The 14401-nt window shown below is 70.1% G+C and carries 15 protein-coding genes and 1 tRNA gene; 7 read left to right on the plus strand and 9 right to left on the minus strand.

Going from position 1 to position 14401, the window contains the following annotated elements; genetic code table 11:
* Positions 1-31: 31 nt before the first annotated feature.
* Both ACFVFH_RS11295 and ACFVFH_RS11300 read right to left on the minus strand, forming a co-directional pair.
* Positions 32-547 (minus strand): FHA domain-containing protein, encoded by a 516-nt coding sequence (locus ACFVFH_RS11295; RefSeq protein WP_072487556.1) that lies wholly within the window; start codon positions 545-547, stop codon positions 32-34.
* 10 nt (positions 548-557) lie between these two features.
* Complete coding sequence (locus tag ACFVFH_RS11300) at positions 558-1415, minus strand: FhaA domain-containing protein (protein WP_383766000.1); 858 nt, start codon at positions 1413-1415, stop codon at positions 558-560.
* Between the two features lie 359 nt (positions 1416-1774).
* On the opposite strand from ACFVFH_RS11300, the gene ACFVFH_RS11305 reads away from it, so the two are divergent.
* Positions 1775-1857: transfer RNA gene (locus tag ACFVFH_RS11305), tRNA-Leu, on the plus strand.
* A 254-nt stretch (positions 1858-2111) separates the two neighbouring features.
* Here ACFVFH_RS11305 and ACFVFH_RS11310 read toward each other — a convergent pair.
* Positions 2112-2582 (minus strand): MarR family winged helix-turn-helix transcriptional regulator, encoded by a 471-nt coding sequence (locus ACFVFH_RS11310; protein WP_383766002.1) that lies wholly within the window; start codon positions 2580-2582, stop codon positions 2112-2114.
* Between the two features lie 169 nt (positions 2583-2751).
* On the opposite strand from ACFVFH_RS11310, the gene ACFVFH_RS11315 reads away from it, so the two are divergent.
* From ACFVFH_RS11315 to ACFVFH_RS11330, 4 genes are all read left to right on the plus strand, one after another.
* A complete protein-coding gene (locus ACFVFH_RS11315; RefSeq protein ID WP_383766003.1) occupies positions 2752-3963 on the plus strand; it encodes a hypothetical protein in 1212 nt (403 codons plus the stop codon).
* Between the two features lie 170 nt (positions 3964-4133).
* A complete protein-coding gene (locus ACFVFH_RS11320; RefSeq protein WP_383766005.1) occupies positions 4134-5600 on the plus strand; it encodes a DUF2252 domain-containing protein in 1467 nt (488 codons plus the stop codon).
* A gap of 58 nt (positions 5601-5658) precedes the next feature.
* Positions 5659-6702, plus strand: coding sequence for a hypothetical protein (locus tag ACFVFH_RS11325; protein WP_383766007.1), 1044 nt, complete (start codon positions 5659-5661; stop codon positions 6700-6702).
* Positions 6703-6748: 46 nt separating this feature from the next.
* Entirely contained in the window at positions 6749-7093 is a 345-nt protein-coding gene (locus ACFVFH_RS11330) for a rhodanese-like domain-containing protein (RefSeq protein ID WP_383766008.1), read from the plus strand.
* A gap of 79 nt (positions 7094-7172) precedes the next feature.
* Here the strand turns inward: ACFVFH_RS11330 and ACFVFH_RS11335 are convergent, their stop codons facing one another.
* The 6 genes from ACFVFH_RS11335 to paaA form a co-directional block, all read right to left on the minus strand.
* Positions 7173-8423 (minus strand): acyl-CoA dehydrogenase family protein, encoded by a 1251-nt coding sequence (locus ACFVFH_RS11335; protein WP_383766009.1) that lies wholly within the window; start codon positions 8421-8423, stop codon positions 7173-7175.
* 200 nt (positions 8424-8623) lie between these two features.
* Positions 8624-9682, minus strand: coding sequence for a 2Fe-2S iron-sulfur cluster-binding protein (locus ACFVFH_RS11340; RefSeq protein ID WP_383766010.1), 1059 nt, complete (start codon positions 9680-9682; stop codon positions 8624-8626).
* Entirely contained in the window at positions 9683-10189 is a 507-nt protein-coding gene (paaD, locus tag ACFVFH_RS11345; protein WP_383766011.1) for a 1,2-phenylacetyl-CoA epoxidase subunit PaaD, read from the minus strand.
* On the minus strand, positions 10183-10884 hold the full coding sequence (paaC, locus tag ACFVFH_RS11350; protein ID WP_383766012.1) for a 1,2-phenylacetyl-CoA epoxidase subunit PaaC: 702 nt from the start codon (positions 10882-10884) through the stop codon (positions 10183-10185). Before paaC ends, paaD begins: the two co-directional genes overlap by 7 nt.
* Positions 10881-11171: a 1,2-phenylacetyl-CoA epoxidase subunit PaaB gene (paaB, locus tag ACFVFH_RS11355; protein ID WP_383766013.1), complete on the minus strand. Its 291-nt coding sequence runs from the start codon at positions 11169-11171 to the stop codon at positions 10881-10883. The genes paaC and paaB overlap by 4 nt, the downstream gene beginning before the upstream one ends.
* Positions 11168-12208 (minus strand): 1,2-phenylacetyl-CoA epoxidase subunit PaaA, encoded by a 1041-nt coding sequence (paaA, locus tag ACFVFH_RS11360; RefSeq protein ID WP_383766015.1) that lies wholly within the window; start codon positions 12206-12208, stop codon positions 11168-11170. Before paaA ends, paaB begins: the two co-directional genes overlap by 4 nt.
* Positions 12209-12323: 115 nt before the next feature.
* Here paaA and ACFVFH_RS11365 point away from each other — a divergent pair, with 115 nt between their 5' ends.
* The gene (locus ACFVFH_RS11365; protein WP_383766017.1) at positions 12324-13133 is read left to right on the plus strand and encodes a DUF5819 family protein; all 810 of its coding nucleotides are present in this window, start codon (positions 12324-12326) and stop codon (positions 13131-13133) included.
* Positions 13130-14383: an HTTM domain-containing protein gene (locus tag ACFVFH_RS11370; RefSeq protein WP_383766018.1), complete on the plus strand. Its 1254-nt coding sequence runs from the start codon at positions 13130-13132 to the stop codon at positions 14381-14383. The genes ACFVFH_RS11365 and ACFVFH_RS11370 overlap by 4 nt, the downstream gene beginning before the upstream one ends.
* The last annotated feature ends 18 nt before the right edge of the window (positions 14384-14401 follow it).

Raw genomic sequence — 14401 nt, forward strand, 5'->3', positions numbered from 1 at the left:
GGCCCGCTCGCTCCGCTCGCTCATTGTCGTACTACTTCCGCAGCTCGATGACGGTCTTGCCGATCCGGATCGGCGCGCCGAGCGGAACAGGCGTCGGGGTGGTGAGACGGGTCCGGTCGAGATACGTGCCGTTGGTGGACCCGAGATCCTCGACGATCCACTGGCCGTCACGGTCGGGGTAGATCCTGGCATGCCTGCTGGACGCGTAGTCGTCGTCCAGCACAATCGTTGAATCGTGCGCCCGGCCCAGGGTGATGGTCTGCCCCTGGAGCGCCACCGTGGTGCCGGTGAGGCTGCCTTCGGAGACGACCAGCTTTGTGGGCGCCCCCCGGCGCTGGCGGCCCGGCTGCTGGCGTTGCTGCGGCGGTGCCGCGGCATTCTGGCGTGCCTGTGGAGGCCGTGCGTCGTTCGCGGTGCGGCGTGAGCCGCGCTGCGTGACGCGCGTTCCGAACAGGTCGCTGCGAATGACCTGGACGGCCACGATCACGAACAGCCACAGAACAGCCAGGAAACCTAGCCGCATGACCGTCAGGGTCAGCTCTGACATTGCCCCCGCTTCACCCTTCGGCTTGCCGGTAAACGATGGTGGTGCTGCCCACGACGATCCGCGAGCCGTCGCGGAGCGTAGCGCGGGTTGTGTGCTGCCCGTCTACCACGATGCCGTTGGTGGACCCGAGATCCTGGATCGTCGAGGGCGTTCCGGTCCGGATCTCACAGTGCCGACGCGATACGCCGGGGTCGTCGATCCGCACATCGGCGTCGGTGCTGCGGCCGAGCACCAGCGTCGGGCGGGAGATCTGATGGCGGGTGCCGTTGATCTCGATCCAGCGTCGCACCTGCGCGTTCGGCAGGGGGCTGGGCCCGGCCGGCGGGTGCCGGTCGGCGCTGGGTGCTCCGGGCCTGCCGGCGCCCGGCGGCGGGGCCGCGGGCATGGGCGGGGGAGAGCTGGGCGGATAGCCGTAGCCGCCGGTGGGCTGCGGGGGCCGGCCGGGACCCGGGTGGGAAGGCTGGCCCTGTAGACCCTGGGGATCCTGTGACGAACTCGACGCCAGGGTGCGGCTGCGCACCCGGTACAGCCCGGTGTCGAGGTCGTCGGCCTTCTCCAGGTGGACCTTGATGGGGCCCATGAAGGTGTACCGCTGCTGCTTGGCGTAGTCGCGCACCAGCCCGGAGAGTTCGTCGCCCAACTGGCCTGAATACGGGCTGAGTCGCTCGTAGTCAGGGGTGCTGAGCTCGACGATGAAGTCGTTGGGGACGACCGTCCGCTCCCGGTTCCAGATCGTTGCGTTGTTGTCGCATTCGCGCTGGAGGGCTCCTGCGATCTCGACCGGCTGGACCTCGGACTTGAAGACCTTGGCGAAGGTGCCGTTGACCAGACCTTCGAGACGCTGCTCGAAACGCTTCATGACTCCCATGGGGCACCTCCTCCGTCGTAGTCGTCCCTGTACTGCTTACTGATCGTATCCACGCCTCGGGAAATCGGCTGGTTCCCCTTGTCTGCCCTGTGGATGAGTGTCACCTCTCACACGGATCGTAGAGGTGGACTCCTCACAGTGTCCCGCACGCGGGGTGCACACAGGAGGAGTGGGGGCGGCCGCTCGGCGTTCCCGGTTCCCTCGCCGCGTTCCCCGGTTCTCTTCGGTAGACGTTCTCGGTTCCCTTCGTCCGGCCGGCGAAACAACGGATGTGAATCCACCCTGTCCAGCGTGCTAATCTTCCGGATGTCGCCAGGCAATCGCACCAAACGGTGAGAGAGTCTGGAAACACCACTCTTGCGCGAGTGGCGGAACGGCAGACGCGCTGGCTTCAGGTGCCAGTGTCCTTAGGGACGTGGGGGTTCAAATCCCCCCTCGCGCACAAGTAGGAAGCCCCACAGGCCAACGGTCTGTGGGGCTTCTTCGTTCCCGGATTCTGATCCGGCCTTGGATCATGGCTCGTTCCTGGGCTCGCGGTTTACGTTTCACGTGAAACGCCTGGTTCGAGCTGCCCTGTGGTGCCCTGCGGGATCTTGTAGGGCTCTGCGGGGCTCTGTGGCTTACAGGTCGGATGGGCTGCAAGAGGCCCATGGGTCGTATGAGGCTTTTGCGAGCATCCGGTGCAAGAGTCCGGATTCAGGACTTCGGCGGCTGTGGAATGGCCGTGACCGTGTCGCCGGCCGAGTTGTAGCGCAGCAGGTACTCCGCGAAGCGGGCGAGATCTTCCTCCGTCCAGTCCGCGAGGCGTTCCTGGTAGGCCATGCGGCGGCTGGCCTGTGTGGAGGCGAGTGCCTGGGTGCCGGCGGCGGTGGGGTGCAGCACCTGGATCCGGTGGTCGTCGGGATCCGGGTGGCGTTCGACCAGTCCGAGTTTCTCCAGGGTGCCGATCTGTCGGCTGACCGTCGATTTGTCCAGCATGTAGTGCGCGGCCAGATCCGTCGCACGGCAGCCGTGCCGGTCCTCGATGTGTGCCAGCAGCGTGTACGAGACCAGGGGCAGCTCGGGGTGGAGGCGGGCCGCTGCGGCCCGCGCGCGGCGTGCGAAGGCGGTCAGTTCCCGCTGGATGACGTCCAGCGACTCTTCGCGCTCCTCGGGGGTGCCTGGCACTGTTCCGCCCTTCCGTCTCGCGGGTCTCGAACCCGTGGTTCTCACGTGCTCGGCTCGTGGTTCCCGGGCTCGGCTCGCCACTCTCGAACGATCGAGCTCGCCGCCCTCAAGTTTCAGTTGTATAGTACAACGAGTTAGGAGTTGTAAAAGCCAACTATTGGAGTTCCGCATGTCCGCAGGCCCGAGTGGCGCCCCCGGCTCCACCGCCGCAGCTCTCCGCCATGTGCTGGGCCATTTCGTCACGCCGTTGCTGATGTGCATCGGCATGGGGCTCGCCTATCTCGGGGCCTTCCACGCCCCGGAGCCGCACGATCTCCGGGTGGACGTGGTCGGGTCGGGGCCGAGCGCGCAGGTGCTCGCGCAGACGCTGCAGGACAAGAGCGACGGGGCGCTGAGCGTACGCACTGTCCCCGACCGCGCCGAGGCGGTGAACCACCTCAGGACCCAGGCGAGTTACGGCGCCTACCTGCCGGGCAAGCACCCAGAGCTGCTTGTCGCCGGGGCTTCCTCAGACACCAGTGCCACGGTGGTCGAGAAGGTGTTCACCAAGGTCGCCGCCGGACAGGGCGAGCCGCTGAAGGTGACGGACACGGCACCGACCGCGGCCGGCGACCCGACCGGGCAGGGCATCTTCTTCCTGCTGGTCGCGGTGAGCATCGGCTCGTACGCCTCGGTCGCGGTCATCGGTGGCGCGGGGGCGGTGCTGGCGCTGCGGATCAGGGGTGCGCTGGCTGTTGCCGCGTCGCTGGTGGTCAGCGTGGTCGGAGTGGTGTTCGCGGGGCCGCTGTTCGGGCTCGTGGACCATGGTCTCGGCGGTCTGTGGGCGATGGCCTGGCTCTACTCCGCGGGCATCCTGCTGATCGGTGTCGGACTGCACACCTTCCTCAAGCGATGGACGACGCTCGGCCTGATGGTGCTGTTCGTGATGCTGAACTTCACCAGCTCCGGCGGGATCTTCCGGCCCGAGCTGCAGCCCGGGTTCTTCGCCTCGCTGCACTCCTTCTGGAACGGTGCGGGCTTCGTCGAGGGCGTACGCAGCCATGTGTACTTCGGCGGATACGCGCTGGGCGGACATGTGCTGGTGCTCGTGCTCTGGTTCGTGGCGGGGCTGGCCCTGATGGGTCTGGCGGGGCTTGCCGAGTCGAAGCGGCGGAAGGCCGTGGTGCCGGCGGCGGCGGTGGTGGAGGTGGCGGGCGCCAGTGCCGTGGCCGGACCCGCCGGGGCCGGTGGAGCGCACGGGCCGAGGCACGCGGCCAGGGCCGGGGCCGGGGCCGGGGCCCAGACCGGCGCGGGCTCCGGGGAGAAGGCCGAGGCGGAGAGGGCCGAGGCGGAGAAGGCCGAGGCGGTTGAAGAGGAGATGGAAGAAGCCGTTGGTGTCTGACCAGGGCGAATCGTTGTCCACAGGTCGCGGGGCGGGTTTTCCACAGGGGCAGACGGCTTTCGGTCGTCGGCGGTACCTTCGTCGCAATTGATCTGCGAGTGATCTGCGATTGTTCTGCGACGGGGCGTCGGGCCCGGGGCGCAGGGCGAGGTCGGGGGAGGCAGTGCGCCATGGGTGACATCGTCGTGGGTGACATCGGAGCGGCCGTGCCGGTCCAGCGGGCGGGGACGGGCGCTCCGCGTATTCCGGTCGTACCCGGATTCGCGCAGCGGGCGGCCCCGGCGGGAGGGGGCGCGGCGCGGTCGCCCAGAAGGGCGGGCAAGGAGTTGCGGCAGCGGGTGCCCAGGGCCTCGCACGCGGCTCTGGAGCTTCCTGCGGGGCGGCCCGACGCGGTGCGGGCGGTGGAGGAGTCGAGCCGGGGCAGAGTGCCCGCCCTCGCTCCGATCCGGGTGGGGCGGATGGCGGCCACGCCCTTCGCCTTTCTGCGGGGCTCGGCCGGGCTGATGGCCCATGACCTGGTGGGCACGCCGGTCAGCGGGGTGGGTGCCCAGCTCTGCGGCGACGCGCACGCGGCCAATTTCGGACTGTACGGCGATGCGAGGGGCAGCCTGGTCATCGATCTGAACGACTTCGACGAGACCGTGTTCGGCCCGTGGGAGTGGGACCTCAAGCGTCTGGCCACCTCGCTGGTGCTTGCGGGGCGCGAAGCCGGGGCCGACGAGGAGACCTGCCGGCAGGGTGCGTACGACACGGTGGGCGCCTATCGGCGGACGATGCGGCTGCTGGCCAAGCTGCCCGCGCTCGACGCGTGGAACGCCATCGCGGACGAGGAGTTGGTCTCGCACACGGATGCCCGGGATCTGCTCGGCACCCTGGAGCGGGTCTCGGAGAAGGCCCGCAACAACACCAGCGCCCGCTTCGCGGCCAAGTCCACGGAGGATTCCGGGGACGGCGGGCGCCGCTTCATAGACGCGCCGCCGGTGCTGCGTCGGGTGCCGGACGAGGAGGCCGCGGCGGTGGCGGCGGGGCTCGGCGACTATCTGGGCACGATCTCGGAGGACCGGGTTCCGCTTCTCGCGCGGTACGCGATACACGACGTGGCGTTCCGGGTGGTCGGCACCGGGAGCGTCGGCACCCGGTCGTACGTGGTGCTCCTCCTCGACCACCGGGGCGAGCCGCTGGTACTCCAGGTGAAGGAGGCGCGGCCCTCCGTGCTGGCTCGGTACCTGCCGACCGTCGGCTTCGAGGTGCCGGAGGCGGCGCACGAGGGGCGCCGGGTGGTGCTCGGGCAGAAGCGGATGCAGGTCGTCAGCGACATTCTGCTGGGCTGGGCGACGGTGGACGGACGCCCTTTCCAGGTACGGCAGTTCAGGAACCGCAAGGGCAGTGTGGACCCGGCGGCGCTGGCGGCCGACCAGGTCGACGACTACGGCCGGATGACCGGTGCGCTGTTGGCGCGGGCCCATGCGCACAGCGCGGATCCTCGGGTGATCGCGGGCTACTGCGGCAAGAACGACGAACTGGACGAGGCGGTGGCGGCGTTCGCGGTGACCTACGCGGACCGTACGGAGGCGGATCACGCGGAGTTGGTGCGGGCCATCGGTTCGGGGCGGATAGCCGCCGAGCTGGGCGTCTGAGGGCCGTGGGGCCGACCGTGCGTCCTCGGGCCCGGCCCCGTGGCCATACGCTGGACAGGTGACCCACGAAGCCGCCGGGGTGCCGACCACCCGGAACGACGATGACCGGCAGGACAACGACCGGCAGCGCGAGCAGCATGCCCGGAACGAGCAGCACGAGCAGCGCGGGGGGGACGAGCCGCTCGAACAGCCCGGTGCGTCGGCCGGTGCCGGTGCGGACGGCGGCTCCGGCGGTGGCTCCGTCGCCGAGGGCGGCGTCGGCGACGGCGCTCCCGAGGGGGCGACGGGGACGGATGCCGGTGGGGGGACGGGCGGTCGTGCCGAGGGGGAGCGGCCCGAGGCCCGGCTCGCCAGGGCGGTGCGGGCGGCGGAGCAGGCGCTGATCGAGTTCGAGATCGCGGTGGAGACGTTCCGGGTCGAGGTCGAGAACTTCTCCCGGCTGCATCACCAGAAGCTCGGGCCCATGTACACCCGCCTCGACGAGCTCGACGCGCAGATCGCCGAGGCCAAGGCCGCCAGGACGGGTGATCCGGAGGACATCCGCAAGGCGCAGGAGGCTCGGGCGATCGTCATGCCGATGCCGGGCGTCGAGGAGCTGTTCCATGACTGGATCGACTCCGAGGGGCTGTCCCCCGAGGCGGCGGCGATGCTCACCGAGCAGCCGGTCCGGCCGCCCAAGCGGGTCCGGCCGACCGAGGAGGCGCGTCGGCTCTACCGCGACCTGGCCCGCAAGGCCCACCCGGACCTGGCGCAGGACGAGACGGAGCGGGCCCGCCGGGACGAGTTCATCGCCCGCGTGAACGCTGCTTACGGACGGGGGGACGAGGCGCTGCTGATCGAGTTGGCGCAGGAGTGGGCGGCGGGCCCCGCGGCCCCGGAGGCCGAGCTGAGCGAGAGCGAGGAGCTCTACGCCCGGTTGAACTGGCTGACCCAGCGCAAGGAGCTTCTGACGGTGCTGGCCCAGGAGCTGGAGGAGAGCGCGATCGGGGCCATGCTGCGGATGGCACCGGACGATCCGGACCGGCTGCTCGAAGAGATCGCCGAGCAGCTGCTGGGCGAGGTCGCGCAGCGTGAGGCGCAGCTGGCGGCCATGGTGCAGTAGCGTTCCGGGTGACTCAGGAGCGTACGTACGAGAGAAGGCATGACCCATGAATTTCGCCCCGCTGCCCTCGGTGGACGTCGCGGCGGTTCCGTCGGACGGCCTCGTGCTGGACGTCCGGGAGGACAACGAATGGGCGGCCGGACATGTCGAGGGCGCCCTGCACATCCCGATGAGCGACTTCGTGGCGCGCTTCGGTGAGCTGACCGAGGCCGTCGAGGACGGTCGGCGCGTCCATGTGATGTGCCGGGTCGGCGGCCGGTCGGCCCAGGTCACGCAGTACCTGGTGCAGCAGGGCCTCGACGCGGTGAACATCGACGGCGGAATGCTCGCCTGGGACGGCGCCGGGCGCCCGATGGTCACGGACGACGGCAACCCGGCCTTCGTGCTCTGAGCCGGGTGCCTGCCGGGGCGGCGGGCTTGTCGGCCGTCCGGGCTGCCCGGGCCGTCCGGGCCGTCCGGGCCGTCCGGCGTCAGCCGAGGAGATGAGCGGCCAGCAGGCTGCCCAGCGCCTCCTCGTGTGCCGCTGCCGGGCCGAGGGACAGCTCGATCTGCTTCGCCCAGGCGTGGAAGCGGTGCAGCGGGTAGTCCGTGTCCGCGCCGAACCCGCCGTGAAGGTGCTGGGCCGTCTGTACGACCCGGCGGACACCGTCCGACGCCCAGATCTTCGCCACGGCGATGTCGCCCTCGGCGGGCAGCGCCCCAAAGGCCCCGGTGGAGATCCGCCAGGCCGCCTGCCAGAGCGTCACCTCCATGGCCCGCAGATCGATGTACCGGTCCGCGGCCTGCACCGCGACGGCCTGGAAGGTCGCCACGGGGAAGCCGAACTGCTCGCGCTTTCCGGTGTATTGGCTCGTCATGGCGAGCACCGCCTCACCGAGGCCCAGCGCCAGGGCGCACGTTCCCGTGGTGAGGAGGGCGCGCAGCCACTCCCAGGCCCCGGCGCCGTCGATCAGCGCGCGGCCGTCGATCCGTACCGACTCCAGGCGGACCTCGGCGAACCGTTCACCGTTGGTGGAGACCTGCTCGGCCAGGGTGACGCCGTCCTGGGCGGGCTGGACCAGGGCGACGACGGGCCGTCCCCCGTCGGTGTGGGCCGGGATCGCGATCCAGTCCGCCGCCTGGGCCCACGGCACCGCTGACTGCGTCCCGTCGAGCACCCAGCCGTCATCGGTGTTGATGTCGGCGTCGCCGTTGCCCTCGGCGTTTGCGTCGGCGGGGTCGGTGCTGGTGCTGGTGCTGGTGCCGTTGCCGGGGGCCTTGTCGGCAGGGGTGGCGTCTGCCGTGGCCTCCCGGCGTGCGGTGACGGCGAGTTCGGCCGGATCGTGGCCGGAACGGCCGTTGGCCCCGACAGTGAGGACCAGCTCTCCCCGGCCCACCCGGGGCAGCAAATCGGCGGCCAGCCCCGGATTCCCGTATCGCTGGAGCGTCATCGCGACCGCGCTGGTCTCCAGCAACGGCACTCGTGCGAGTACCTTCGCGGATTCGCGGAGCACCAGGCAGAGCGCGACGAGATCGAGCCCGGCTCCGCCGTGCTCCGGTGACAGCGTCAGGCTCAGCAGATCGCCGGAGGCGAGCCCGGCCCACAGCGGACGGTCGATGTCCTCGGCCACCGCGCCCGGCACGAGGGCGGGGCTGGGGACCCCGTCCGGGGCGACCCCCGAGAAGACCGCTTTCGCCGCCTCCGTGGCCGCCTGCTGTTCCTCGGTGAAGGTGAAGTCCACTGCCCTGGCCTCCCGCTGCCCGATGCCCCTGTGCCCGAATGTGACGGGTCGTCAAGATAGAACACGTTCTACGAGAAGGGAACAGTGGGTGAGCGAACGGCCGGGAGGCGAACTACGAGGGGGCGAACGGCGGGAGGAGGGCGGGGCGGGGCAGAGTGGCGCCGGGAAGAGTGGCGTCGGGGCGAGTGCCATCGGGGACTTCAGCGGTCGAAGTCGAGTTCCACCTCCGGCGTGACCGGGTGCGACTGGCACGCCAGCACATAGCCCGCGTCCGTCTCTTCGGGCTCCAGCGCGAAGTTGCGGTCCATCCGCACCTCGCCGGAGACCAGGAACGCCCGGCAGGTCCCGCACACCCCGCCCTTGCAGGCGTACGGTGCGTCGGCGCGGCTGCGCAGTACGGTCTCCAGCAGCGATTCGCCCTCCTCCACCGGCCAGGTGCCCGAGCGGCCGTCCAGGGTGGCGGTGAGACTGCTGTGGGCGGGCGACTCGGCCCGGGGGCGGACGACTGCGCTCGGACCGTCGTCCACATGGAAGATCTCCTGGTGGATGCGGGTCCGGTCGACGCCCAGTCCGCGCAGCGCCCCGTCCGCGGCCTGCACCAGGCCGAAGGGGCCGCAGAGATACCAGCCGTCCACCTCGGTCACCGGGAGCAGCGCGGGCAGCAGATCGGTGAGGCGGTCCCGGTCCAGCCGGCCGGAGGGGAGACCCGCCTGCTGTTCCTCCCGGGAGAGCGCGGTGATCAGCTGGAACCGGTCCGGGAAGCGGTCCTTGAGGTCGGCGACCTCGTCCAGGAACATCGTCGAGAGCGCGGTCCGGTCGCTGCGGACCAGGCAGAACCGGGCGTCGGGCTCCCGCGCCAGCAGCGTGGCCGCGATGGAGAGGACCGGCGTGATTCCGCTGCCGCCGACGATCGCCGCGAAGTGTCCGGGGCGGGGTGTCAGTACGAAGCGGCCCATCGGAGCCATCGCCTCGACCGTGTCGCCCACGGTCAGTTCCTTCAGGGCGTACGTGGAGAACGCGCCGCCGTCGACGAGCCGGATGCCCACACGCAGCACCGGGTCGTCCGGTGCCTCGGTGGCCGGTGAGCAGATCGAGTACGAGCGGCGGACCTCCTCGCCGTCGACCGTGTACCGCACATTGAGGTGCTGGCCGGGCTGGTGGCGGAAGGTCTCGCGCAACTCGGGCGGCACGGCGAGGGTGACGGCGACCGAATCGTCCGTGAGCCGTTCGATCGTGCGGACCCGGAGCGGATGGAACATCTACAACTCCTTGAAGTGGTCGAACGGTTCGCGGCACGTGACACAGCGGCGCAGCGCCTTGCACGCGGTGGAGGAGAACCGGCTCAGCAACTCCGTATCGGTCGAGCCGCAGTGCGGGCAGCGCACCGAGAGCGTGAGCGGCACCGGCCCGCCCGCGCGGGCCGCGGCATCGTGCGGTCGCGGGGGCGCGATGCCGAACTCGGCCAGCTTGCGGCGCCCTTCCGCGCTGATGTCGTCCGTGGACCAGGCCGGTGAGAGCACGGTGACCACGGAGACCTCCGGTATGCCGTGGTCGTGGAGGACCCGCTCGATGTCGGCGGACATGGCCTCGATCGCGGGGCAGCCGGTGTAGGTCGGGGTGAGGCGCACGGTGACCTTGCCGGGGGCGAGGACGTCCACGCCCCGGAGGACCCCCAGCTCGTCCAGGGTCAGCACGGGCAGTTCGGGGTCGGGGACGGAGCCTGCGAGGCGGTGCAGCTCCTCCTCCAGGAGCGTTTCGGTCACCATGACGCCCCCGGGTGGCTGCGGTGGAGATGCTGCATCTCGGCGATCATGCGGCCGAAGGGTTCGGTGTGGATCCCCTGGCGTCCGGCGCCCGCCGTCCACGCCCCGGCCGACGGGCCGGTCGGCGGTGTCAGCGTGGCCCGCTCCAGCACCGCGGAGACGGTCTCCAGCCAGTCGGCCCGCAGCGACTGCCAGTCGGCCTCCACACCTTCGACGGGCTCGAACAGCTCGCCTGTGAAGCGCCACAGGGCATCCACGGCGCGCTGCATCCGGTCATGGCTCTCGTCCGTGCCGTCGCCGAGCCGCAGCGTCCAGTGCTCGGCGTGGTCCTGGTGGTACGCGACCTCCTTGACGGCCTTGGCCGCCAGACCGGCGAACTCGTTCCCGCCCGCCGCCAGCTGCTCGTACAGCAGGCGCTGGTAGGCGGAGAAGTAGAGCTGGCGGGCGATGGTGTGGGCGAAGTCGCCGTTCGGCTGCTCGACCAGCTGGACGTTGCGGAAGGCGCGCTCCTCGCGGAGGTAGGCCAGCTCGTCCTCGTTCCCGACGAGGGAGAGGAGCACCCGGGCCTGCCCCAGCAGGTCCAGCGCGATGTTGGCCAGGGCCACTTCTTCTTCCAGCACGGGGGCGTGGCCCGCCCACTCCCCCAGCCGGTGCGAGAGCACCAGCGCGTCGTCGCCCAGGGCGAGGGCCGCGCTCACAGGTGCTTCACCCCTTCCGGGATCTCGTAGAACGTCGGATGCCGGTACGGCTTGTCGCCGGCCGGCTCGAAGAACGCGTCCTTCTCGTCCGGCGAGGAGGCCGTGACCTGTGCGGACGGGACCACCCAGATGGAGACGCCCTCGGAGCGGCGCGTGTACAGATCGCGTGCGTTGCGCAGCGCCATCTCCGCGTCGGGGGCGTGCAGGCTGCCCGCGTGGGTGTGGGAGAGGCCGCGGCGCGAGCGCACGAACACCTCCCACAGTGGCCATTCGGTCGAACCGCTCATGCTGTCGCCTCCCCGTTTCCCGCTGTCGCGCGTGGTGCTGATACCGCGTGTGTGTGCGCCGCTGTGTGCTTCTCGGCGTAGGCAACCGCCGCGTCCCTGACCCAGGCGCCCTCCTCGTGCGCCCGGCGGCGCTGGGTGAGGCGCTGCTCGTTGCACGGGCCGTTGCCCTTGAGGACTTCCTGGAACTCCTTCCAGTCGATCGCCCCGAAGTCGTGCTGTCCGCGCTCCTCGTTCCACCGGAGGTCCGGGTCCGGGAGGGTGAGCCCCAGCGTCTCGGCCTGCGGGACGCAGATGTCCACGAAGCGCTGCCGCAGCTCGTCGTTGGAGTGGCGCTTGATCTTCCAGGTCATCGACTGCGCCGAGTGGGCCGACGCGTCGTCCGGCGGGCCGAACATCATCAGGGACGGCCACCACCAGCGGTTCACCGCGTCCTGCGCCATCTCGTGCTGCGCCGGGGTGCCGCGGCTGAGGGTGAGCAGCAGCTCGTAACCCTGGCGCTGGTGGAAGGACTCCTCCTTGCAGATACGGACCATCGCACGGGCGTACGGGCCGTAGGAGCAGCGGCAGAGCGGCACCTGGTTGGTGATCGCGGCGCCGTCCACGAGCCAGCCGATCGCGCCGACGTCCGCCCAGGTCAGCGTCGGATAGTTGAAGATCGACGAATAGCGCTGGCGGCCGGCGTGCAGCTTGTCGAGCAGCTCCTCGCGTCCGGTGCCGAGGGTCTCCGCCGCGCTGTACAGATAGAGGCCGTGGCCCGCCTCGTCCTGCACCTTGGCCATCAGGATCGCCTTGCGGCGCAGTGAGGGTGCGCGCGTGATCCAGTTGGCCTCCGGCTGCATGCCGATGATTTCCGAGTGGGCGTGCTGGGCCATTTGCCTGACCAGCGACGCACGGTACGCGTCGGGCATCCAGTCGCGCGGCTCGATGCGTTCGTCCGCCGCCACCGCGGCGTCGAACACCGCCTCCAGGGCCTCTTGTGCCCCTTCGGGCCCGTGTGCTCCCGCCTGCGCTGTCTGGTCCGCAGTCACTGCCGCCATCCCGGACTCCCTACCGACCGATCGTTCGGTTCAATGTCTTCAATGGTGAGTCGGTGGCCCGTAGGGTGTCAACCCTGTGGATGACTGACCGGGGATCGACGGGGATCGGGGCGGGATGGATTCGTACGACGACAGGGGCGCCGAGAGCGGCGGCGAGGCTGCCGATCCGGGGCCGGATCCGAGCGGGGAAAAGCCTTCCGGTGCTGGTCGGACGGCTGAGTCGGACCCTCGGCAGCTGCTTGATCCAGCTCCCCGGCAGGCGCCTGGATCAGGTCCTCGGAGTGGAATCGCCGCACTGTCGCTTCCGTACCAGATCGTCGCCGCGGTCGCGCTGTCCGTCATCGGGCTGGTCGCCTGTGGACACCTGGCCATGGTGTTTCTGCACGTCGCCCCCTCGAACACCCTCACCAAGCAGCACGGCGAAGCGGTCGACGACTGGATCTACCCCGAGTTCGAGCAGAACTGGAAGCTCTTCGCCCCGAACCCGCTTCAGCAGAACATCGCCGTGCACGTACGGGCCGAGATAGCCGGCGCCGACGGGCGCCGCACCACTCCCTGGATGAGCCTCTCCGGCGAGGACGGCAAGGCGATTCGCGGCAATCTTCTCCCGAGCCACATCCACCAGAACGAACTCCGTCGCGGCTGGGACTTCTACCTCGGCTCCCACGACAACGAGAACCGGGCCAACGGACTTCGCGGACAGCTCTCCGAGCGCTACATCCGCCGCCTCGTGATGCTGCGTCTCGGTGAGCACGACTACGGCGGCACCGTCGAGCGCATCCAGGTCCGTTCCGAGACGCGGTCCGTCGCGGCGCCCCCGTGGAGCGAGGAGAAGATCAGTACGCGGCCCGCCTACCGGGTGCTGCCGTGGTGGACGGTGACCGCCGCTGACCGTCCCGCGAGCACCGAGGGGGCGGACAAGTGAGCGCACCCGCCCTCGACCGCAAGGCCGGCCTCAAGGCCGCGCGCGGTATCCAGCGCATCACCTCCACGGTCCTCGGCCGGTACCAGAGCGCCGTCATCAGGATCGGCTTCTCGGCCACCTATCTGTTCTTCCTGCTGCGTGAACTGCCCAACCGCCACGAGATGTACGGCCCCGACGCCCCGTGGGGCTGGGACATGGCGCAGCAGCTGATATCCGGCAACCAGTCGTTCACCGCGCTGATGTGGTCGAACAGCACGGTCTGGTTCGAGATCGTGTACGCGATCGCGTTGGTCTCCGCGGCACTGCTGATGGTCGGCTGGCACACCCGGGCCATGTCGGTCCTCTTCATGGCCGGGGTGCTCTCCCTGCAGAACCGCAGCATCTTCATGGGGGACGGCGGCGACAACGTCATCCACCTCATGGCGATCTATCTGGTGCTCACCCGCTGCGGGCGGGTCTGGTCGTTGGACGCCCGGCGCGCGGCGCGACAGGCGCGCGCGGCGGCGGACGACCCCGGGAGCCGGGCGCGGACGAATGTGGCCGGGGCGGTCCTCTGGGTGGTGCTCGGCCTGGTGCTGATCGCGGCCAGCGTGACGGACGGGCTCGGCGGCACCTGGTGGCTCCCGGCCCTCCTCTGGATCCTCTGGATCGGTGAGGGCGCCTGGTGGGCCGTGAACCGCTACGCGCCGCACAGCGAATCGCGCACCCTGCTCGATGTCGTCGCCAACCTCGCCCACAACGCGACCCTCGTCGTGATCATGGCCGAGGTCTGTCTGATCTACGCCACCGCGGGGTGGTACAAGATCCAGGGTTCGCGGTGGCAGGACGGCACGGCGCTGTACTACCCGCTCAAGCTCGACTACTTCACGCCCTGGCCCGGACTGTCGGACCTCCTCGCCTCCAACAGCGTGATGGTGATGCTGTTGTCGTACGGAACGGTCATCGTCCAGGTCGCGTTCCCCTTCACCCTGTTCAACCGGCGGGTCAAGAACGTCCTCCTGGTCGCCATGATGTGCGAGCACGCCGGCATCGCCCTGCTGCTCGGGCTGCCCTTCTTCTCCATGGCGATGATCGCCGCCGACTCCGTCTTCCTGCCGACCGTCTTCCTGGTGTGGCTCGGCTCCCGGGTGACCCTCACCCGGAAGCTCTTGTTCCAGGGCAGGGCCCGGGTCCCTGGGCCGCGGCGTGGTGACGAGGACGAGGAGGCCCCGCAGCACAGCGGCGACGGGGGCCATACGCTCGTGGGGTGAGCAGGAGCGAGAACGGCA

The organism is Streptomyces sp. NPDC057697, from assembly GCF_042799335.1.
Classification (GTDB): Bacteria; Actinomycetota; Actinomycetes; order Streptomycetales; family Streptomycetaceae; genus Streptomyces.